This is a genomic window from Cryobacterium sp. PAMC25264 (genome assembly GCF_019443325.1).
In the GTDB taxonomy this organism is placed as follows: Bacteria; Actinomycetota; Actinomycetes; order Actinomycetales; family Microbacteriaceae; genus Cryobacterium.
Genome location: NZ_CP080383.1, coordinates 1,173,716 through 1,192,686, shown reverse-complemented (window position 1 = coordinate 1,192,686; position 18,971 = coordinate 1,173,716). Strand labels below are relative to the sequence as shown.

Genomic DNA, 18,971 nt, shown 5'->3' with positions numbered 1-18,971 from the left:
CACTAGGGTGACAGAAGAGGCCTCGAACGAGGCCCGGAGACGCTGTCGAACCGAGAAGGAGAACCCGATGTACGACCTGGTCATCCGCTCGGATCGAGTGCTCACCGCGCAGGGTGGCGGTCCGGGGTCGGTGCCGCGTTCTGTGCCGGGTTTCGTGCCGGCGGCCGTGGCGATCACCGGCGGCGTCATCCGCGCCATCGAGCCCGTGGACGCCCCGCTCGAGGCCGTGCGGGACGTCACCCTCCCGCCCGGTCAGGTGTTGCAGCCGGGCATCGTCGACACCCACGTGCACGTCAACGAGCCCGGCCGCACCGACTGGGAGGGCTTCGCGAGTGCCACCCTCGCCGCAGCCGCCGGCGGCGTGACCACCATCATCGACATGCCCCTGAACAGCATCCCGCCCACCACGACCGTGGCGGCGCTCGAACTCAAGCGCCGGGCAGCGGCGCCCCAGGCCAGCGTCAACGTGGGCTTCTGGGGCGGCGCTATCCCCGGTAACCTCGGCTCGCTGGAGCCGCTGCACGACGCGGGTGTTTTCGGCTTCAAGGCCTTTCTCTCCCCCTCCGGCGTCGACGAGTTCCCACACCTCTCCCCCGCCGAGCTCCTGGCGGCCGGCACCGAGATCGCCGGCTTCGGCGGCCTGCTTGTGGTGCACGCCGAGGACCCCGCCGTGCTCGAACGCAGCCAGAATGCCGGCGGCACGGGCTACCTCGACTTCGTCGCCAGCCGTCCGGATGCGGCAGAGGACGCCGCGATCGCCCGGGTGATCGACGTCGTACGGCGCACCGGCGTGCGTGCCCACATCCTGCACCTGTCCTCGGCGCGTGTGCTGCCCAGGCTTGCGGCCGCCCGCGCCGAGGGCCTGCCGATCAGCGTGGAGACCTGCCCGCACTACCTCAGCTTCGCCGCCGAGACCATCGCCGACGGTGCCACCGCGTTCAAGTGCTGCCCGCCCATCCGCGGTGCCGGCAACCGGGACCTGCTCTGGCAAGGCCTGGATGACGGCGTCATCGACTTCATCGCCTCCGACCACTCACCGGCCACCCGGGAACTCAAGCTCGGCCACGACGGCGACTTCGGTCTGGCCTGGGGCGGCATCTCCGGGCTGCAACTGAGCCTGCCCGCCGTGTGGACGGCGGCACGGGAGCGCGGTATCGGCCTCGACCGGGTGCTGCACTGGATGGCGGCGGCCACCGCCCGCTTCGCCGGTCTGCCCGCCGGCGCGATCGATGTCGGCACGGCCGCCGACCTCGTCGCGTTCGCGCCGGACGACACGTTCACCGTGCGGGTCGACGCCCTGCGGCACAAGAACCGGGTGAGCGCCTTCGACGGTGCGAGCCTGTTCGGCCGGGTGCACACCACCTGGCTGACCGGCGACGTGATTTACGCGTTCGACGACGCCGGCGTCTCCCCTCACTCATCACCGCAGACCCCGGCAGGCGCGCTGGTGCGCGCCCGCTGACAGACCCGCACGCCCCGCACGACCCGCACGACCCGCACGACCCGGACACCGCATCACGCCCGCATCACGCATTAGAAGGAGCCCTCATGTCGATCGTTCTCGGACCCAACCGCTACGGCAAGGCGGAGAACCGCATCGTGCGCATCTACCGCGACACGCCCCGCCACGAGATCCACGACATCAGCGTCTCCACGGCACTGCACGGCAACTTCGACGACGCGCACCTGGCCGGTGACCAGCTGCAGGTGCTGCCCACCGACACCCAGAAGCAGACCGCCTACTCCTTCGCCAAGGAGAAGGGCCTGCTCTCGATCGAGAGCTATGGCCTCGACCTCGCCACCCACTTCGTCGACCACATCAGCTCGGTCGCGGGTTCCCGGGTGGAGATCGAGGAGTTCGCCTGGGAACGTGTGGTCGTGGACGGCACCGAGCACGACCACACCTGGGTGCGCTGCGGCCAGGAGGTGCGCACGGCGGCGATCTCCGTGGAGGGCACCGGCGACACACAGCAGATCTGGGTCGTCGGCGGGCTCAAGGACCTCATCCTGCTCAAGTCCACCGGGTCGGAGTTCTCCGGCTTCATGCAGGACCCGTACACGCTACTGCAGCCCACCAACGACCGGGTGATGGCCACGTCGCTCACGGCCGGCTGGCGCTTCACCGACCACACCGACGTCGACTGGGAGGCCACCTATGCGGGCATCGCGGCGATCCTGAAGACCCAGTTCGCCGTGGTGCACTCCCTGGCCCTGCAGCAGACGCTCTACAAGATGGGCCAGGCGGTACTCGAAGCCTACCCGAACATCGCCGAGATCCGGCTGTCCGCGCCCAACAAACACCACTTCCTCTACGACCTCTCGCCGTTCGGCGTGGAGAACAACAACGAGGTCTACCACGCCGCCGACCGGCCGTACGGGCTCATCCAAGCATCCGTCCTGCACGATGACGCCACGGATGCTGGGCCCGCCTGGGACTCCTACACCGGGCTGGTCTAGCGTGAGCGCTCAACCCGCCGGCTCGCTGGGCCAGGTCTACCTCGGCCACGTCTTCCACATCGCCGGCTCCCCCACCCTCGCCGAGGCGCCGGCCCATCTGGTGTCGCTGCCGCAGGGCGCCCTGGTCACCGCCGGCGACGGCACCATCGCCTGGGTCGGCCGGGCAGCCGACCTGCCCGCCGGCTTCGAGAGCCTCCCGGTCACCGACACCCGCGGCGGCTTCATCCTGCCGGGCTTCGTGGACACCCACATCCACTTTCCGCAGACGTACTCCACAGATGCCTACGGCGGCGGGCAGCTGCTCGAGTGGCTGGACAACTGCGTGTTCCCGGCCGAGACGCGGCTGCAGGACGACGAGTTCGCGGCCTCGATCGCCCGCGACTTCACCCGGCGGCGCACGGCGGCCGGCACCACGAGCGCCCTGGTGTTCGGCTCGGCGTTCCCGCACGCCCAGGACGCGCTGTTCGCCGAGTCCGAACGGGCCGGGCTGCGCCTGGTCAGCGGGCGTGGCATCCAGACCGTCGGGCCGGAGTCGGCCAACGCCCTGGTCACCTCGGAGGCCCGCGCCCTCGATCTGGTGAGCGATGAGATCTCCCGCTGGCACGCGCGCGACACCGGGGACTGGCGCACGGCGCTGTTGCAGGTGGCCGTCGTGCCCCGGTTCAGTCTCTCGGTCACGCCGCACACCCTCGCGGCACTCGGCGAGCTGTACGACGGGGTGCGCGGCGACGGGGTCTACTTCCACAGCCACCTCAACGAGAACAACCGCCCGGAGACCGGCGAGATCGATGTGGTCAAAGCCATCTACCAGGTGGAGAACTACCTGGACACCTACGACGGGAAGTTCCTGCCCGGCTCCGCGGTGGGCGGGTCCAGCCTGCTCGGGCGCCGCAGCATCCTGGCGCACGCCGTGCACTGCGAGGACGCCGAGCTGTCCCGCCTGGCCGAGACCGGCTCGTCGATCGCGCACTGCCCCACCTCACAGCAGTTCCTCGGCTCGGGCACCATGCCGTGGACCCGCACCACGGGCTTCGGCGTGAACGTGGCGCTGGGCTCGGACATCGGCGCCGGCGACGAGTGGCTGATGAGCCGGGTGCTCAACGACTGCTTCAAGGTGCACCTATCCGAGCCGGGTGACGCCGGGCTGTCGATCAGCCCCGCCGAGCTGCTGTTCACCGCCACCCTGGCCGGCGCCCGGGCGCTCGACATGGAGGAGCGCTACGGCAACCTCGACGTGGGCAAGGATGCGGACTTCCTCCTGATCGAACCCGACAAATGGGAGCCGCTCGCGGCCGTGCTGGCCAACGGCATCCGCGCCGACGACGAGGCCATGGCCACCGACCAGACCCTGTTCGCCCTGCTGATGGCCCTCCGCCAGCCGGCCATCACGGGCGTCTTCGTGCGCGGCCGCCGCGTGACCGCCCCCTAGCCCCGCGCCCGCGCGCCCGCCACGCCCAACTGGTCCCCATGCGGACAAATGGCCCCGGTGCGCCGGGCCCATTTGTCCGTTTTGGGACCAGTCAGCCGCTCGGGAGGGTCGGGTTACTCACCGACGGTGCCGTCGATCGCCTCGCGGATCAGGTCGGCGTGGCCGCAGTGCCGGGCGGTCTCCTCGATCAGGTGCAGCAGGATCCAGCGCAGGCTCCACCGCTCGCCGTCGCGGCCGGGGGTCGCGACCAGCTCGTCGAGGCCGCGGCTCGCCGTCGCGCGGCGGCTGCGTTCGCAGGCGGCCCGGTACAGCTCCCGCAGTTCCTCGGGGTCGTCCGCGGCGGCGCTGGTGAACTCCCAGTCCCGGTCCTCGTGCCAGGGCGCGCTTCCCCACGGCTTCAGCTCGGCGTCGGAGCGGCCGAGGAACCTGGACTGCACCCAGCGGTCCTCCACATAGGCGAGGTGCTTGAGCAGCCCGGCCAGGGTGAGCGACGATGGCGCCACCGCGGTGTTGAGCTGCGCACGGTCCAGGCCCTCGGTCTTCATCAGCAGGGTTGCCCGCTCGTAGTCGAGCATGGTGTCCAGCAGCGTGCGCTCGTCGGCGGCGTGAGGAGGGTCGGTGCGCGTCATGCCCCCAGCCTTCCACAGGCCATTCCCGGGATCTAGCGAACCCGACTGTGTCCCGACCGGACAATTGCGCCCAGTGTGCCGGGACCATTCGTCCGTTCTGGGAACAGTGCTCGCTTACCTGTGGTTGCTCGCCTGCAGCAGCCGGTCGGACGCCGCGAACCCCGCCCGGGAGTAAGCGGTGACCGCCCGGGAGTGGAGTGCACGGTCACCCGTTCCAGGCCGGCAGTGAAGGCGCGCTCCAGAACGGCAGCGAGCATCCGCCCGCCGATACCCGCGTTGCGTTCGTGCGGCACGACGTACACGCTCTGCACATCACCGGATGCCCGCACGAGCGCCCGTGCGCTCGGCACCCGGGGCAGCACAGCCAGCCAGGCCATGCCCACCACGGTTGCGCCCCGGCGGGCGAGCGTGCAGTGGTGCGTCTGTTCGTTGCGGCCGGCCCAGTCCGCGAACACCTCGAGGAACTCCTCGTGCGTGACCACGGGTGTGCCCTCGTTCTCGAGCCCACTGCCAGCGCAACTCGGCCACCGCGGCCACGTCCGCGGGCGTGGCACTGTCGATCGTGATCGTGTCGATGCCCGGGCCGGTGCCGGTGTCCTCGCCGTCGACGCTGCCGGAAACTGGACTGTCATCGCTCATGGCACCAGTGTGGTGCAACGGCTGCCGGCGGGTCCACGGACGCGCCGCCGGGACCGGTCGTGGCCGCCGCCATACTGGGAGGCATGACCTCTCCCGCAGCCACTCCGCCGCCGCCGTCGGAGGTCTCTCCCGACCTCGTTCCCGAGCTGCTCGTGACCGACCTGGCCACGAGCCTGCATTTCTGGGTCACGCTCTGCGGCTTCGAGGTGCTCTACGACCGCCCGCTCGAGGGCTTCGCCTACCTGCGCTCGGGTACCGCGCATCTGATGCTCGAGCAGGTCGGAGCGGGACGCAATTGGATCCCGGCGAGCTGGAGCGGCCGCTCGGCCGCGGCATCAACTTCCAGATCATGGTGCCGGCCATCTCCGTACTGGTGGACAGCCTGGCGGCCGCCGACTGGCCGCTCTTCATGGCGCCGGAGACCAAGTGGTACGACACCGGCCAGACCCGGGCCGGTGTCGCCCAGTTCCTGGTACAGGATCCGGACGGCTATCTGGTGCGCTTCTCGTCCCGGCTGAGCCCCGCGTCCTGATCCGGTCGGTGGTCGCGGGAACGCCCGCGTGACTCCACGGCGCCCACGGAGTACCCTCGCCCTCATGTGCGGACGATTTGCGATGAACGAAGACGTTGACGATCTCATCCGAGACTTCGTGGCCGCCGGCGGGCGGGCCGGCGACTGGCGGCCCAGCTACAGCATCGCCCCGACCGACCCGGCACCCATCGTGCGCGAGTGGCTTCCGGAGGGAGCGGATGCGCCCACCAGGGAGGTCACCCTCGCGACCTGGGAGTGGCCGCAGCCGGCCGGCCAGCCCCGCCGCGGCCCGATCATCAACGCCCGGCTGGAGAAGCTCGACCAGCGATTCTGGGTGGGCGCGTTCTCCAACGCGCGCTGCATCGTGCCCATGCTCGGCTACTACGAGTGGACCGGGGAGAAGGGCGCGAAGCAGCCGCACTTCATCCACGGCGACGGCCCGCTGGCCGCGGCGGGCGTGAGCTGGGCGTCGAAGGATGCCGACGGGCAGTGGTCCCGGGTCTTCGCCGTCGTGACCCGCGAGGCCCGGGATGCCTCGGGAGAGGTCCACGACCGGATGCCGGCCTTCCTGGAGCCCGACACCTGGTCGACCTGGTTGAACCCGCAGTCGATCACCACCGCAGACCGGGCTGAATCGACGGCCAAACGACAGGCCATGATCGACCTGCTCGACCGCACGTCGACGGCCGTGGCCGCCACCCTGCACACCCGCCTCGTCGACCGCCGGGTGAACAGCGTGCGGGCCATCGATCCACAGGATGCGACCCTCATCCAGGCCCTCCCCGCATAGGCTCTCATTGCAGGGGCTGACCTGTCCGGCTCGTCGGCGAAGCGCTATGGTCCCGCCACGACTATCGATTGAGACGTCTTCTGCCGGGATCTGCACCGGCATCCTGAACTCGGGTTCTCCGAGCACCGCACGAGCGGCCGTGCTGTCGGCCAGATGCGCGCCCTGGGCCTTGTTGTCAGCGAGTCAGTAGGCGTCACCGGCGTGATCGCTGTGCTGATTGCCGCGATCGCTGCTCCACAGCCGGCTGATCAGGATACTTTTCCACACCCCGCTTTTGGCCGGTGGGAGTGTCGGTGGTCGGTGCGATTGTCAACGTCTGAGCAGCCCAGCCGAGCAGTTCCTCACCGAACCGGATGACCCCGGTTCCGAGACCGGCGCAGACCCGCGTGCGCACCCCCGTCGCCGCCGGCCGAGCCTACGGGACCAGTCCCTGGCGACCCTGGACGGTCGCCACAGCGGCGAAAGCGCACCGGAAGATCGCCAGCGCCACCGCTCAACGCACCCGCGCTCTGGCCGATCCAGAGACCTGGAGCTCTGACCCGGCGACCGCGAAGCTGCTGAGCCCCGACTACACGATCGACGCCGCCGGCGCCCGAGCCGCAGCCTGGCCTGAGCTGTGACGGCGGACGCCGCAGCCCCACTGGGGCTCGACGCCGCCTGGCCCGGGCACTAGGTTGGGCATACCAACGGGCACACCCCTGAGCTTTCCCCTGTTGGTCAGCCATTATCCGTCGCCTGCCTCCCAGCGCCGCTCACCGGAAGCTTCCCTCGACAGATCGGACACCATGCCTGCAAACTTCTCAGCCCGCGCCATCCTGTGGATCGGCATCGGCCTGGTGGCCGCCAGCGTGCTCATCCAACTCACCCGCGATCTGGTCTTTCGCCTCTCCGATCAAGCAGTGCTGCAGACCATCGTCAACACGTGGTGGTTCGACTCAGCCAACCTCGCGGTGATGCTGCTCGTGCCGTTGGGCACCTGGACGGTCGCCGCCTCCTTCGTGGCACGGCTCATCGAGCGCGGAACGATCGCACCGGCGCATCCGGCCACCCGCATCACCGCCGCCGGGGTGTTCTGGACGGGTGTCGTCCTCACCCTCGCCGGCCTGTTGGTGGGAGCGTCCCTCGACAGCTGGCTGAGCTCGCTCGTTGCGCAGGGACGCCCCAGCATCGCGCTCGACGCCCTGAACCTCGTGGTCAGTCCGCTGCGCAACGTCATCGTTCCGCTCGGGCTGGCCTTACTGCCGGCCTCCGTGCTGATGAAGAAGCTCGAGGCCCGGGTTCCGGCCGATGAGTCGGCCCGGGCGACGGCGGACTGACCGACCGCCGGCTCAGCTGCCGCGGTAGGTGGAGTACGCGAACGGGCTCAGCAACAGGGGCACGTGGTAGTGGGCAGACTCGTCGCCCAACTCGAAGACGATGGTCACCTGGGGGTAGAACGTGGCCTGGTCACGAGCGGCGAAGTAGCTTCCGGTGTCGAACGTGATGCGGTACCGGCCGGCCGACACAGCATCAGGCCCGAGGTCGCCGATACGTCCGTCGTGGTCGGTCTGCGCCGACGCCAGGTCGTGCCAGTTGTCACTCACCTGTTGTTCGAGACGAACACCCACAGCGACGGCGGGCCGTCCGGTCACGGCATCGAGCACGTGGGTGGTGATGTGACTGCGCGGATTCATCGGAGATCACCCGATGGCGTTGCGGAGTCGGAGGCGTCGGTTTCGGGCACCGAGTCATCCTGCCACTGCACGGCCAGAACTCCCAAACGGATGAGGGCGATCTCCCGCAACTCGGAGCCGACGATGGCGGCCTCGGTGTCATCGTCCAGGCCCACCCGGCGGTGCAGTTCGGCCAGAATCTCCTGGCGCGTGCGCCCGGCGGCACGGATGAGGAACACCCTGTCGAACCGTTCCTCGTAGACGCGGTTGCCCTCCGCGAGAGCCGCGGCGAGGCCCGCGTCATCCGCGTCGGCCGAAGCCTGCTCACTACGTGAGAATCCCGCGGCGCGCGAGGTGCCGCGCGGTTTCTCACCGATCCGCGGATGCTCCGCCATGGCCTCGTCGATCTCGGCCCGGGTCAGCGGCGTGGCTGCGGTCCGCGCCGTCTCGAGCAGGCCGGCGACCGAGCCGAACGGCGCCCGACCGGCAACCTCATCCACCCAGCGGCCGACCGCCAGGCAGGCCCGGAGGGTGTCGCGCAGCTCGTCGCCGGTGGGGATCGTGGTCATGGGTGCCTCCGGGCTGTAACGGTGCGGGTGGGGACGGTGCCGGTGTGAGCGGTGCGGGTGATCGAAGCGCGGGTACTGACGGCAGGGCCGGCCTGGGTTGAGGTCGCACGGGAGCTATGAGCGGGTGCCAACCCGACCGGGTTCCGGTGCGCACCCCGTACCATGGCTGGCATGCAGACCGACAAAGACCGCCGGGTGGCGGGATTGCTCCTGGCCGCGGGCGCGGGCTCCCGGTACGGCGGGCCGAAGGCCTTGGCCGTCGACGGAACCGGAGCGTCCTGGCTGGTGCGGGCTGCTCGTGCACTCGAAGCCGGAGGCTGCGATCCGGTACTGGTGGTTCTCGGCGCCGGCGGCGCCGAGGCCGAGGAACTCCTGCGCGACTCCGCCGGCCGGTTCGACAGCCCAGACGGCCTGGTCGTCGTGCATGCCGACCGCTGGGCCGACGGGTTGGCGGCGTCGCTGGACGCCGGGCTGGCCGCGCTGCAGGAGTCCGATCCGGCGGTCACGGCCGTCGCCATGGTGCCGGTGGACGTTCCCGATCTCGACGCGGCCACAGTGGCACGACTGATCGGCGAGATCGATGTGGCGGGGAGCTCCAGCACGGCGGCCTCGGGCACGGGCGCTAGCTCGGCACAACCGACTCGCGCTGCGTCAGCGGGCGCGGCATCGCCGGAGGGCGCAATCGCGTTCGCGGGCACATCCGCTCGAGCGGGCGGTGTGACGCCGCAGACCCTCAGGCAGGCGCACTTCGGTGGCCGTCCCGGGCATCCGGTGGTCATCGGTCGCAGCCACTGGGCGCTGCTGCGATCGAGCCTGAGCGGCGACACCGGCGCACGGCCGTACCTCGTGACCCACGGCGTGCTGGCGGTGCCCTGTGATGACCTGGGCACCGGCGCCGACGTGGATACTCCGGAAACGGCGTAACCGCCGCGCGACGTACAGCGGAACCCCGCTTCCGTCAGAAGCTCCGACACCAACACCGGCGCCATCGCCGACGCCATCACCGTCGGCCGGTCATGCTGCGCCGGCCCCACGGCCTCACCCGGTGCACGTCACCACGGCGCTTCGAGTTCGTCGAGGTCCTCGTACACGCTGGTGATCGCGGCGATCCGGGTGCGGCTCTCGCGCACCTGCGCCCCCATCGCTCCGGTGGCGAGCAGGTTCACCAGGCTCATCGCGGTGGCGTAGCTGTCGAATGCGGAGACCGAGTCGACCGGGCATTCGAGCCAGTGCGTGGCCTGGTCGGAGTATTTGCGCGCCGAGGAGTCCGCGATCAGCACCAGCGGCACGTCGCGGCGGCGGATCGCGGCCACGATGTCGCCGAATCCGGCCACCCGCCGGCGAAAGCCCATCAGCACCACCACGTCGCGCGGCCCGAGTCCCGCGAGTTCCTCGCCGAGCGACTGCCCGGGCAAGGGCGCCAGCCGCACGTGGTCGCGGGCCTGCACAAGCTGCTGGCGCAGATGCAGGGCCAACGGGTAGCTGTTGCGCAGCCCCACGATGACCACGTTCTGGGCGGAGTGCACCAGCCGGGCGGCGGCGTCCAGTCGGCCGTCCTCCAGGGTCAGCAGCAGGCGCCGCAGGTTGTCGTGTTCCGCCTCGGCGTGCGCCGCCAGCCGCGAGGGCGTACCGGCGGATGCCCCTGGACCGCCGAGCGGGGCCCCCAGACTGCGGAGGGCCCTGGCGTGCTCCCGCACCTCGGCCGAGTCCTGGAAACCGAGACGGCGGAACAGCCGCGAGACCGTGGCCTTGGACACCCCGCTGAGGCGGGCCAACTCCGACGCGTTGTACACGGCAAGATCGCTCATGTGGTCGAGGATGAAGTCCGCGGCGCGCTGTTCCTGTGGGGACAGCTCGCCGTACCGGCCGTCGATGCGCTGCCCGATGTTCATGGTCATGGGTGTGCCTCGTGCCGTCCGGGGGCCTGCAGTCCGGCATCATGGTGCGCCGCCAGGTCGAGCACAGCCACCTCGAAGGCGTCCAGGGCCCGGGCCACGTCCGCCTCGGTGACCGACTCGTCGGGGTGGTGGCTCACTCCGCCGGCGCAGCGGACGAACAGCATGCCGATCTCGGTGATCTGGGCGACGGCCATGGCGTCGTGACCCGCCATCGACAACAGCTCACGCGGTTCGGGGTTCTCGGCCGACGCATCCGTGGCGCGGATGCCGGCGGCGATGACCCCGCGCAGCCGGTCGCTGCAGTGCGCGGCGGGCGCCGCATGGGTCTGGTCGACCGCGACGTGCAGGCCGCGGGTCGCGCAGATCTCCTCCAGCAGGGACTCGATCTGCTGCCAGGCCCGGTCACGGTCGGCGTCGAACCGGCCGCGCAGGTCGAGACTGAACTCGACCCGGCCGGCGATCACGTTGACGGCGTCGGGGAACACCTCGAGGTGTCCCACCGTGGCGATCAGGTCCGCGGCGCGGGCCAGCTTCTCGATGGCCACGATCGCCTCGCTCGCCCCGGCGAGGGCGTCCCGGCGGTGCGTCCACGGCGTGCCCGAGTGACCGGCCTTGCCGGTGATGGTGATCTGGAAGCGTCGGGCGCCCGCGATCGAGGAGACGATGCCGAGCGGCTGGTCGTGCTCCTCAAGCACCGGGCCCTGCTCGATATGCGCCTCGAGGTAGCCGATGAAGTCATTCGAGGTGCGGGCGGCGGCGCCGATGGCGGCCGGGTCCAGGCCGAACGCGCCGAAGGCGTCGTGCAGGGTCGTGCCGGCCTCGTCGGTGAGCTCCCACCAGGCGTCCAGCCAGGTTCCGGCCAGGGCGCGACTGCCCAGCAGAGCGGTGCCGAACCGAGTACCCTCCTCGTCGCCGAACGCCACGACCTCCAGGGCGAACGGCAGGCTGCGGCCGCTGGACGCGATCCGTTCAACCACGGCGATCGCCGTGAGCACACCGAGGATGCCGTCGTACCGTCCGGCCGACGGCACGGTGTCCAGGTGCGAGCCGAGCAGCAACGCGGGCAAGCCGGGCGTAGCACCCTCGAGGCGGCCGCACTGGTTACCCGCTGCATCCTGCCAGCTGGTCATGCCGGCGTCCCGCATCCAGCCGGCGGCGAGGGCGTTCACCGCGGTGTGCTCTGGCGAGAGGTAAACCCGCTCGATCAGACCGTCCGACAGGCTCGAATACCCGGCCAGCTCATCGCAGCGCTCCAGCACGGTGGCCGCGCTGGTGCGCTCGCTTCCGATCACGCCCCCGCTGTCCCCCGACCCGCTCATGCTGGCCCGGCCTCCGCAACGGATGTGGCTCTGGCCGCATCCTGGTAGACCTCGTAAGCGGCGCCCACCCCGCCACCGCCGGTCACGGTGGCACCGGAGCGGCGCAGCACCTGCTCGAGGGCGGCCAGGGTGGTGAGCACGGTGTCCTTGCGGGCGTTGTAGCCCATGGTGCCGATGCGCCACACCTTGCCGTGCAGTGGGCCGAACGAGGTGCCGATCTCGATACCGAAGTCGTTCAACAGCTCGCCGCGGACGGCGTCGCCGGTCACGCCCTCGGGGATATGGACGGCGACGACGTTGTTCATCCGGTGTGACACGTCGCCGAAGACGGCCAGGCCCAGGCCCTGCACGCCCGCGAGCATGGCGGCGCCGTGCAGCCGGTGCCGCTGGACGGCGGTGTCGATGCCCTCGTCCACTAGAAGCCGCGCGCATTCGCGGGCGCCGTAGAGCATGGTGGTGGCCTCGGTGTGGTGGTTGAGCCGCTTGGGTCCCCAGTAGTCGAAGATCATCGACAGGTCGAAGTAGTTGGAGCGGATCGGGTGGGCGCTCACGGCGTCGCCGGCCTCGCGGATGCCCGCTTCGATGCTCTTGCGGGCATTGATCACCTCGACCGCACGCGGGGAGAAGGTGGCGGGGGCCGAGCCGGAGGGGCCGCCCAGGCATTTCTGCAGGCCGGCGGTCACGGCGTCCAGGCCCCAGGCATCCGCCTCGAAGGTGTTGCCGGCCAGCGACGCTGTGACGTCGGTGTAGAAGAGCACCCCGTGCCTGGCGCAGATCTCGCCGAGCTCGTCGAGCGGCTGGGCGACGGTGGTGGAGGTGTCACCGTGCACGATGGCCAAGAGCTTCGGCTTGGTCTCGCGGATGGCCTGCTCGATCTGAGCGGGCGTGAAAACGGTGCCCCACTCGATCTCCCGCACGTGCACCTCTGCGCCGGCGCGTTCGGCGATCTCGCGCAGCAGATGGCCGAAGCGCCCGAAAATGGGCACCAGCACCCGGTCACCGGGGCTGATCAGCGAGACCAACGCAGCCTCGATGCCGGCCCGGGAGGTGCCGTCGATGAGCACGGTCTGCTCGTTGGCGGTCTTGAAGACGCCCCGGTACAGCTCCATGGTCTCGTTCATATACGCGGTCATGGACGGGTCGTACTGGCCCACGAGTTGGGCCGACATAGCGCGCAGCACCCGCGGGTCGGCGTTCACCGGGCCGGGGCCCATCAGCAGACGCGAGGGCGGATTGATCGGAAGACTGGAAATGGCTGTTTCACCCCTCGGCAATTCTGAACCAAATGTTTCAGATGCCCAGTTTACGCAACAGGTGTTTCAGCCATGTTTCGGGCCGTCACCCACCCGCGGCCAATTCCGCCCCCACCTCGACGAGGGCGAGGTCGCTGTATCGCGGGCCCACCAGGCACAGCCCCACCGGCTTGCCGTGAACCTCGAACAGTGGCACGGACAGCGCCGGATACCCACCGATCCCCGCCAGGCTCGTCAGGGTCAGCGTCGCCGTGCGGGTCGCGTCGATGGTGGCCGCGTTCGCGTGCCGTGACGGCGCCGTCGACGACGCCGAGGGCAACAGCAGGATGCGTCCGTCGAGTACCGCGTCCAGCCGGGCGCGGGCGGCGGCCATCGCGACGCGAGCCTCGGCCTCGGCGGCCGGGTCGGTGCGGGATGCGATCTCGAACCGGCTCGCTACCGCGGTGCCGAGGGCGCCGGGGTGCGCGGTGACCCAGTCCCCGTTGCACCTCCACGCCTCCGCCGTCTGGATCGCCCGGAAGATGCGCAGCGCCTCGGCGAGATCGCCCACGTCGACGAGGTCGGGTTCGGGCAGCAGCCCGGCCCGGATGAGGCGGTCCAGCCCGGTCACGAAAGCGGCCTGCACGTCGTCGGCGGCGGCGAAGACCAGCGCCGTCGACACGGCGAAGCGGGCCGGTGGATTCGTCAGGGCATCCGCCGGCTCCGCGGTCGGTGCGAGGGTCACCTGCCGGGCGGGATCGAGCGACGCGGCGGCGACGGCGCGCAGTACGGCCGGGGTGCGGGTGAGCCAGCCGACGGTGTCGAACGTCGGCGCCAACGGCAGCAGACCGGTGCGGTCGACGGCGTCGTGGGTGCTGCGGAGTCCCCAGAGTCCCTGGTACGACGCGGGCACCCGAATGGAGCCGGCGGTGTCCGTGGCCAGCCCGATGCTGGCCTGGCCGAGGGCCACGGCCGCGGCGGGTCCGCTCGATGAGCCGCCGGGCAGTCCGCCGGGCACCCGCACGTTGGGCGGCGTGCCGTAGTGCTCGTTGTCGCCGGCGATGCTGTACGCGAATTCGTCGGTCTGGGCGATGCCCCGCACGCTCGCGCCGGCACCGAGCAGCGCGGCGACGGCCGGGGCGGTCACGGTGGCCGGCGTGGCCCCGCGGAGGTACGCCGGGTTGCCTGCGCCCACGGTGAAGCCGGCGAGGTCGAAGAGGTCCTTCACGGCGATCGTCTCCCCGGCGAGCGGGCCGGTGTCGGTGGCCGCGGGCACGAGCGGAGTGCCCACCAGGCGCCACACCGTGGGGTTGACCGCGGCAGGCGGCGCGGCCACCTGAGCCACTTCCACCCGCCAGGAGCCCGAGTCGCCCTGCACCCAGAGCTGGGTGACCAGGCCGGCCCCGCCGGCATCCGGGGCGTTGACCGATACGATCACGGCGTGCCGCGGGTCGATCACGCGCACGTGCAGCGAGCGGATGCCGCGGGCGAGCGTGCCGCTGCGCGCCCCGCGAAACCCGCTGATCGCGTCGTGTCCCACGAGCAGTCCTGTGGCGTCACCGCGCAGGGTGCTCTCCCCCGGCGCGAAGTAGGCGTCGAGAGCCGCGAGGTCGTTGCGGGCGAGGGCGTCCTCGTAGCCGGCGAAGGCCTCGAGCAGCCCCTCCGGCAGATCGCCGGTGACGGTCGTGGGCGTGACGGCGGCGGGCCCGGCAACGGCCGTCCCGTGCACGGTGGTGCGCGGCTCAGACATCGAAGTCCGCCACCCGGATGCGCGCGTGCACGCCGGCGACCAGGTCGACCACCTGCGAGATGTTGAAGTCGGTCGCCGCGCTCAGGTACGCGTAGGCGAGGGTGCGGTCCATCCCGAACCGCGCCGCGAGGAGGTCGATCGCCGCGCGCACGCAATTCCGCACGGCCGCGTCGAGGTCGGCGTCCATGCCGGTAGGTACCAGGAACTCGGCCGTCTCGGCGAGCGGCCCGACCAGCTCGCCGAACGCGGCCACCGCGTCGGTCTGCGTCACCACGTCGAACCGGATGGTCACCCGCAGCGACGCCTCCATGGCCGTGAGGGCCACCTCGCCGTCGCCCTGGGCGAAGTGCGGGTCACCCACATAGGCCAGCGCGCCCGCCACCTGAACCGGCAGGTACAGCGCCGAGCCCACGGTGAGCAGGTTGATGTCGATGTTGCCGCCGTGCGAACCGGGCGGCACGGAGTGTGGGCGCAGGTCACCGGCGACGGCCACGCCCATGATGCCGAGGAACGGCCGGAGCGGGAAGTGCACACTCCGCTCACCGCCCGGCACGAGCGGCAGGGTGCCCACCCGGCCCGCCGGAGAGTCCTCCAGCGCCGCGAACACACTCACGTTTCCGTCGCCGAGCGGGTACTCACCGGGAAGGGCGCCGCGGCCGTGTCGGTTGGAGATCACGCCGTACGGCACCCGCGGGGTGGCCTCGAGCACGGTCATCTTGAGCAGGTCGCCCGGCCGGGCGCCGCGCACGTGGATCGGACCGGTGACCAGATGCGGGCCGTCCACCCGGGGGTCCCGCGGGCTGTCGGAACCGGCCAGCAGCACGGCATCGTCGAGCACCGCGGCTCGCTCCACGCCGTGGCCGGCGAAGAAGGCCACCGGGTCACGGCCCTGGTCCTCGAGCACGCCCTCATGGCTGATCGTGTCGATGGTGACCTCGGTGCCGCTCTCGATCTCGAGCGCCGGTGCATCCGTGGCACAGGGCAGCCGCCCCCACAGCACGGTGTCGGGCGTGGCGGGCAGATACTGCGCGGCGCGGATGTGCCCGGTGCCGGGCTGCAGGATGTCGAATGGCATGGGACGCCTTTTCGGATCGAGGGTCGGGAACCGGTTCGGCGCCGGCCGGCGCATCCCCGTTGGTCGAGAGTAGCGCCCGTTTTGCGCCCGGTCCGACCAGCCGCTACCGTGACAATTCCCGACCGGGCTCAGTTCCACCCCGGGTGCGCCTCTCCCCGGCCCCCGTTCCCGAACCCATCTCGCACGCTCGCGTGTCCACACCGATAGGACCACTCGTGGCCTCCACCCCCGTCCTCCACCGCCTGCGCAGCAAGCCCGACAACCTGCACCTGGGCCTGATGCTCGCCCTCACTTTCTCCACGGGTGTGGCGGATGCCGTGGGTTACCTCGGCCTCGACAAGGTGTTCACCGGCAATATGACCGGCAACGTCGTGATCCTGGGCATGGCCATCGCCGGCGCTGACGACTTGCCCGTGGTGGGCCCGCTCATCGCCCTGTTCACCTTCATGGTGGGCGCCGCGATCGGCGGCCGGGTGCTGCGCCACGTGAAGGTCGGCTGGACCACCGAAGCCACCGCGTTGTTCGGCGCGGTCGGCGTGATCATGGCCGCGCTGGCGATCATCCTGTTCGTCGTGGGCGGCAAACCGCCGGCGCCGTTCGACCTGTTCGTCACCGGCTTCCTGGCCGCCGTCATGGGCCTGCAGGCCGCCGTGGCCCGTCACATCGCGGTGAAGGACGTCACGACCGTGGTCGTCACCTCCACCATCACGGGCTTCGCGGCCGACTCCCGCTTCGGCGGCGCCAAGAACCAGCCCTGGTTCCGCCGCCTGGCGGCCATCGTGCTGATCCTGGCCGGCGCCGGCGTGGGCGCCCTGCTGCTCATGGTGCACATCGGCTGGGGCATCGCCCTCACCGCCGCGATCACCCTCACCGTGACCGCCATCGGCCACGCGGCCGGCCGCCCCCACCACGCCCCCGTCGCCCCGGCCTAGTCCCCCCGCAGCCACACCGCGCGCGCGACAGGAGACAGTGAGTTTTCTAGGACCCAATCAGCGATTTCATCCTAGAAACCTCACTATCTCCCGCTAATCGTGCGTCGGGCCTGTTGCCAGGCCACTGTTTCCGCTGAAATCGCAGGAGTTGCGCACGCGGCGGGCGGGATCAGGCGGGGCAGGTCTCCAGCACGGCCGTCATCGCGGCGCGGTCTTCGGGGGTGACACCGAGGTCGTAGGCCACGAAGACCGGAACGAGCTTGTCGATGTACCAGCACTGCAGGGTCGTGTCGGCGGGCAGATCGTCCCAGACCACGCGCTGACCCAGGTCGTGCCGGTCGGAGACGTCGGGGTAGAAGCCCGGCAGCCAGTCGCTGGGCAGCGAGTCGGACTTCGACGAGTTCTCGGTGCCCTTGACCGCCAGCAGGTTCACCGGGTCGTTGGCCAGGGCCTGCCGCTTCTGGGCAGTCCAGGCCTCTCCCCCGGTGGCGTAGACGGCCTTGAGCGGCAAGAGGTGGTCGATCTGTACCAGGGCCGAGGTGTCCTGCCCGCGCACGAAGGTGATCGTCTCCCCCGTGTAGGGGTCGGTGAGGGTGCCCGTGTACACCCGGCAGGTCGCCGGGTCGACGTCTGCGGCGATGAGGTCGCGGGTGAGGATGTCGTTGCGAGTGTCACAGCCGTTCTGGTCGAAGTCGAATGCCCAGGCATCGCCGAACAGCGCCGTGCGGTTGCCCGCGTAGCTGCCGTCGTCGCTCCAGACGGCGTCGGGCAGAGCGGCCACCAGGGCGAGGGCCGCGGTGCCGGAATAGGTCGGCGCGCTGTTCGAGGGTGCAGCATTGACCGGCGCGGTGTTGACCGGAGCGGTGTGTGCGGGGACAGGATCGCCGCCGGCGGGCTGGGAGGTGGCCTGCGCTTCCGGGGTTGCGGTGTCCCAGCCGATGGTGGGAGCGGCCTGGCCGGTGGAGACATAACCGACGGCCCAGGCGATGGCGATCGCCACGACCAGGGTGATCAGCAGATTGGGGGTGCGGCGGGTCCAGCGCGGACGGCGGCGGGGTCGGCTGATGCGGGGGCTGACGGTGGGGCGGCGGCTCATTGCGGGTGTCTCACGATGTCCCCATCCTGCCATGGGGTGGTGGAACTCTCGGCCCGCACATGTGAGGCTTAAGTGTGCCCACCACCGACGAAAGACTGCTCACCCGAGAGGCCGTCTCCCTGGACCGGCCTTGGGTCACCGTGGTCTGGGACGACCCGGTCAACCTGATGTCCTATGTCTCCTACGTCTTCCGCAGCTACTTCGGGGTTCCGGCAGCCGAGGCGGAACGCCTCATGCTGCAGGTGCACAACAACGGCCGCGCGATCGTGGCCACCGGCAATCGGGAATCGATGGAGCGGCACGTTGAGGCCATGCACGGCTACGGCCTCTGGGCCACGCTGGACCGGGCCGAAGAGTGAGCATCGGCACCGACAACCCGCTCGAGCGCCCGGTCTACACGATGACGCGCGCTGCGCGCCGCCCGACGGTGGCCTGATGGACTTCCGCCGCGAGGACTCCAGCACGGTTTCGGCGATGTTCGAACCCGTCGAAGCCGACCTGCTCCGCCAGGTCGCCGGGCAGCTGATCGGGATGCTCGAGAGCATCGACACCGACGACCCCGGTTCGTTCAGCTTGGCCGCTGTGAGCCGGCTCCTGCCCGCCGCGTACCCGGACGACCCCGAGGCCAGCGCCGAGTTCCGCCGGTTCACCGCCGACGGCCTGCTCGAGGGCAAGATCGCCAACGCCCGCTCGGTCATCGCCCTGCTCGGCGTCGAACCGCAGGATGCGCAGGGGCACGACCCGCTTCCGGTCCCCGTCGTGCTCGACCCGGCCGGCGTGCAGTCATGGTTGCGCACCCTCACCGACCTACGGCTGGTTATCGCCGAACGCCTGCAGGTCGACGACCGGGGCATCCCGAGGCTGCACGACGACCAGAGCGGCTTCCTTGGCGAGGTCTACGACTGGCTCGGCATGGTGCAGGAGTCGCTCGTGTACGCCATCGACGCCTAGGGCCCCACGCCTGGAACGCGA

The 18,971-nt window shown here is 70.6% G+C and carries 21 protein-coding genes; 11 read left to right on the top strand and 10 right to left on the bottom strand.

Annotation, left to right across the window (positions count from 1 at the left end):
- The first annotated feature begins 67 nt into the window (after positions 1 to 67).
- The 3 genes from allB to KY500_RS05425 all read left to right on the top strand — a co-directional run bounded on the left by allB (position 68) and on the right by KY500_RS05425 (position 3,886).
- Entirely contained in the window at positions 68 to 1,462 is a 1,395-nt protein-coding gene (allB, locus tag KY500_RS05435; RefSeq protein ID WP_219902662.1) for an allantoinase AllB, read from the top strand.
- 86 nt (positions 1,463 to 1,548) lie between these two features.
- Positions 1,549 to 2,457: a factor-independent urate hydroxylase gene (gene pucL / locus KY500_RS05430; RefSeq protein ID WP_219902661.1), complete on the top strand. Its 909-nt coding sequence runs from the start codon at positions 1,549 to 1,551 to the stop codon at positions 2,455 to 2,457.
- 1 nt (position 2,458) lies between these two features.
- The gene (locus KY500_RS05425) at positions 2,459 to 3,886 is read left to right on the top strand and encodes an amidohydrolase family protein (RefSeq protein WP_255579819.1); all 1,428 of its coding nucleotides are present in this window, start codon (positions 2,459 to 2,461) and stop codon (positions 3,884 to 3,886) included.
- A gap of 113 nt (positions 3,887 to 3,999) precedes the next feature.
- Here the strand turns inward: KY500_RS05425 and KY500_RS05420 are convergent, their stop codons facing one another.
- Positions 4,000 to 4,515, bottom strand: a complete 516-nt coding sequence (locus KY500_RS05420) for a DinB family protein (protein ID WP_219902659.1) — start codon at positions 4,513 to 4,515, stop codon at positions 4,000 to 4,002.
- Between the two features lie 32 nt (positions 4,516 to 4,547).
- Positions 4,548 to 4,997: a GNAT family N-acetyltransferase gene (locus tag KY500_RS05415; RefSeq protein WP_255579818.1), complete on the bottom strand. Its 450-nt coding sequence runs from the start codon at positions 4,995 to 4,997 to the stop codon at positions 4,548 to 4,550.
- A 452-nt stretch (positions 4,998 to 5,449) separates the two neighbouring features.
- Between KY500_RS05415 and KY500_RS05410 the strand changes: the two genes are divergently transcribed.
- The 4 genes from KY500_RS05410 to KY500_RS05395 all read left to right on the top strand — a co-directional run bounded on the left by KY500_RS05410 (position 5,450) and on the right by KY500_RS05395 (position 7,792).
- Complete coding sequence (locus KY500_RS05410; RefSeq protein ID WP_219902658.1) at positions 5,450 to 5,686, top strand: hypothetical protein; 237 nt, start codon at positions 5,450 to 5,452, stop codon at positions 5,684 to 5,686.
- Between the two features lie 64 nt (positions 5,687 to 5,750).
- Entirely contained in the window at positions 5,751 to 6,476 is a 726-nt protein-coding gene (locus tag KY500_RS05405) for an SOS response-associated peptidase (protein WP_255579817.1), read from the top strand.
- A gap of 353 nt (positions 6,477 to 6,829) precedes the next feature.
- A complete protein-coding gene (locus tag KY500_RS05400) occupies positions 6,830 to 7,096 on the top strand; it encodes a hypothetical protein (RefSeq protein ID WP_219902656.1) in 267 nt (88 codons plus the stop codon).
- Between the two features lie 165 nt (positions 7,097 to 7,261).
- Positions 7,262 to 7,792 (top strand): hypothetical protein, encoded by a 531-nt coding sequence (locus KY500_RS05395; protein ID WP_219902655.1) that lies wholly within the window; start codon positions 7,262 to 7,264, stop codon positions 7,790 to 7,792.
- Between the two features lie 12 nt (positions 7,793 to 7,804).
- On the opposite strand, the gene uraH is transcribed toward KY500_RS05395, so the two are convergent.
- A complete protein-coding gene (uraH, locus tag KY500_RS05390; RefSeq protein WP_219902654.1) occupies positions 7,805 to 8,149 on the bottom strand; it encodes a hydroxyisourate hydrolase in 345 nt (114 codons plus the stop codon).
- Positions 8,146 to 8,697: a 2-oxo-4-hydroxy-4-carboxy-5-ureidoimidazoline decarboxylase gene (uraD, locus tag KY500_RS05385; protein ID WP_219902653.1), complete on the bottom strand. Its 552-nt coding sequence runs from the start codon at positions 8,695 to 8,697 to the stop codon at positions 8,146 to 8,148. Before uraD ends, uraH begins: the two co-directional genes overlap by 4 nt.
- A gap of 171 nt (positions 8,698 to 8,868) precedes the next feature.
- On the opposite strand from uraD, the gene KY500_RS05380 reads away from it, so the two are divergent.
- A complete protein-coding gene (locus KY500_RS05380; RefSeq protein ID WP_219902652.1) occupies positions 8,869 to 9,621 on the top strand; it encodes an NTP transferase domain-containing protein in 753 nt (250 codons plus the stop codon).
- Between the two features lie 128 nt (positions 9,622 to 9,749).
- Here the strand turns inward: KY500_RS05380 and KY500_RS05375 are convergent, their stop codons facing one another.
- The 5 genes from KY500_RS05375 to KY500_RS05355 form a co-directional block, all read right to left on the bottom strand.
- Positions 9,750 to 10,595, bottom strand: a complete 846-nt coding sequence (locus tag KY500_RS05375; RefSeq protein WP_236900867.1) for a MurR/RpiR family transcriptional regulator — start codon at positions 10,593 to 10,595, stop codon at positions 9,750 to 9,752.
- Positions 10,592 to 11,914, bottom strand: a complete 1,323-nt coding sequence (locus tag KY500_RS05370; protein WP_219902651.1) for an allantoate amidohydrolase — start codon at positions 11,912 to 11,914, stop codon at positions 10,592 to 10,594. Before KY500_RS05370 ends, KY500_RS05375 begins: the two co-directional genes overlap by 4 nt.
- A complete protein-coding gene (locus KY500_RS05365; protein ID WP_219902650.1) occupies positions 11,911 to 13,128 on the bottom strand; it encodes an alanine--glyoxylate aminotransferase family protein in 1,218 nt (405 codons plus the stop codon). Before KY500_RS05365 ends, KY500_RS05370 begins: the two co-directional genes overlap by 4 nt.
- Positions 13,129 to 13,252: 124 nt before the next feature.
- Complete coding sequence (locus KY500_RS05360) at positions 13,253 to 14,896, bottom strand: AtzH-like domain-containing protein (RefSeq protein ID WP_219902649.1); 1,644 nt, start codon at positions 14,894 to 14,896, stop codon at positions 13,253 to 13,255.
- Positions 14,889 to 15,971 (bottom strand): acetamidase/formamidase family protein, encoded by a 1,083-nt coding sequence (locus KY500_RS05355; protein ID WP_219902648.1) that lies wholly within the window; start codon positions 15,969 to 15,971, stop codon positions 14,889 to 14,891. The genes KY500_RS05360 and KY500_RS05355 overlap by 8 nt, the downstream gene beginning before the upstream one ends.
- Positions 15,972 to 16,186: 215 nt before the next feature.
- Between KY500_RS05355 and KY500_RS05350 the strand changes: the two genes are divergently transcribed.
- On the top strand, positions 16,187 to 16,903 hold the full coding sequence (locus KY500_RS05350) for a YoaK family protein (protein ID WP_370626893.1): 717 nt from the start codon (positions 16,187 to 16,189) through the stop codon (positions 16,901 to 16,903).
- 169 nt (positions 16,904 to 17,072) lie between these two features.
- Here KY500_RS05350 and KY500_RS05345 read toward each other — a convergent pair whose 3' ends face one another.
- Positions 17,073 to 17,999 (bottom strand): HNH endonuclease family protein, encoded by a 927-nt coding sequence (locus KY500_RS05345; RefSeq protein ID WP_219902647.1) that lies wholly within the window; start codon positions 17,997 to 17,999, stop codon positions 17,073 to 17,075.
- A 74-nt stretch (positions 18,000 to 18,073) separates the two neighbouring features.
- Between KY500_RS05345 and clpS the strand changes: the two genes are divergently transcribed.
- Positions 18,074 to 18,358 carry an ATP-dependent Clp protease adapter ClpS gene (gene clpS / locus KY500_RS05340; RefSeq protein WP_219902646.1) on the top strand — a complete coding sequence of 95 codons (285 nt, stop codon included), beginning with the start codon at positions 18,074 to 18,076 and terminating at the stop codon, positions 18,356 to 18,358.
- A gap of 76 nt (positions 18,359 to 18,434) precedes the next feature.
- Complete coding sequence (locus tag KY500_RS05335; protein WP_219902645.1) at positions 18,435 to 18,950, top strand: DUF2017 family protein; 516 nt, start codon at positions 18,435 to 18,437, stop codon at positions 18,948 to 18,950.
- The last annotated feature ends 21 nt before the right edge of the window (positions 18,951 to 18,971 follow it).

Bases quoted from the DNA above. Each gene is read 5' to 3' on its own strand.
- uraH (WP_219902654.1), bottom strand. From the start codon at position 8,149: ATGAATCCGCGCAGTCACATCACCACCCACGTGCTCGATGCCGTGACC.
- KY500_RS05400 (WP_219902656.1), top strand. From the start codon at position 6,830: ATGACCCCGGTTCCGAGACCGGCGCAGACCCGCGTGCGCACCCCCGTC.
- KY500_RS05365 (WP_219902650.1), bottom strand. From the start codon at position 13,128: ATGGGCCCCGGCCCGGTGAACGCCGACCCGCGGGTGCTGCGCGCTATG.
- uraD (WP_219902653.1), bottom strand. From the start codon at position 8,697: ATGACCACGATCCCCACCGGCGACGAGCTGCGCGACACCCTCCGGGCC.
- KY500_RS05335 (WP_219902645.1), top strand. From the start codon at position 18,435: ATGGACTTCCGCCGCGAGGACTCCAGCACGGTTTCGGCGATGTTCGAA.
- KY500_RS05395 (WP_219902655.1), top strand. From the start codon at position 7,262: ATGCCTGCAAACTTCTCAGCCCGCGCCATCCTGTGGATCGGCATCGGC.
- KY500_RS05360 (WP_219902649.1), bottom strand. From the start codon at position 14,896: ATGTCTGAGCCGCGCACCACCGTGCACGGGACGGCCGTTGCCGGGCCC.
- KY500_RS05375 (WP_236900867.1), bottom strand. From the start codon at position 10,595: ATGACCATGAACATCGGGCAGCGCATCGACGGCCGGTACGGCGAGCTG.
- pucL (WP_219902661.1), top strand. From the start codon at position 1,549: ATGTCGATCGTTCTCGGACCCAACCGCTACGGCAAGGCGGAGAACCGC.
- KY500_RS05405 (WP_255579817.1), top strand. From the start codon at position 5,751: ATGTGCGGACGATTTGCGATGAACGAAGACGTTGACGATCTCATCCGA.
- KY500_RS05355 (WP_219902648.1), bottom strand. From the start codon at position 15,971: ATGCCATTCGACATCCTGCAGCCCGGCACCGGGCACATCCGCGCCGCG.
- KY500_RS05370 (WP_219902651.1), bottom strand. From the start codon at position 11,914: ATGAGCGGGTCGGGGGACAGCGGGGGCGTGATCGGAAGCGAGCGCACC.
- KY500_RS05380 (WP_219902652.1), top strand. From the start codon at position 8,869: ATGCAGACCGACAAAGACCGCCGGGTGGCGGGATTGCTCCTGGCCGCG.
- KY500_RS05345 (WP_219902647.1), bottom strand. From the start codon at position 17,999: ATGAGCCGCCGCCCCACCGTCAGCCCCCGCATCAGCCGACCCCGCCGC.
- KY500_RS05420 (WP_219902659.1), bottom strand. From the start codon at position 4,515: ATGACGCGCACCGACCCTCCTCACGCCGCCGACGAGCGCACGCTGCTG.
- allB (WP_219902662.1), top strand. From the start codon at position 68: ATGTACGACCTGGTCATCCGCTCGGATCGAGTGCTCACCGCGCAGGGT.